The 242-nt window shown below is 83.1% G+C and carries 1 protein-coding gene; it reads right to left on the bottom strand.

Features of this window, described 5'->3' with window-relative positions; all coding sequences use genetic code 11:
• Positions 1 to 31: 31 nt before the first annotated feature.
• The coding region (locus tag OOT08_RS14130; RefSeq protein WP_325093428.1) for an LPXTG cell wall anchor domain-containing protein at positions 32 to 242 on the bottom strand (211 nt) is incomplete at its 5' end.

Here is a 242-nt window from a genome sequence, read left to right on the forward strand (position 1 = left end):
TGCCGTGGCACGGGGCGCAGGCGCGGTTCCCCTAGGCGTCGAGCGGCGACCCCGAGCGGGCGGTGCGGCGGCGGGCGAGGAGCCACGCGGCCCCGCCGGCGACGAGCGTCAGCGCCCCGGCGAGCAGCGCGCCCCAGGGGGCTGCGCCTCCCGTCGTGGCCAGGCCGACTGCGGCCGGTGGCTGCGTGCCCTTGGCCGTGGGATCGGGCGTGCCCGGGCCCGCGGGGCCGTCGGGGCCGCTC

Origin of the sequence: Leucobacter sp. M11, assembly GCF_035726885.1 — a bacterium.
GTDB lineage: Bacteria > Actinomycetota > Actinomycetes > Actinomycetales > Microbacteriaceae > JAPFRB01.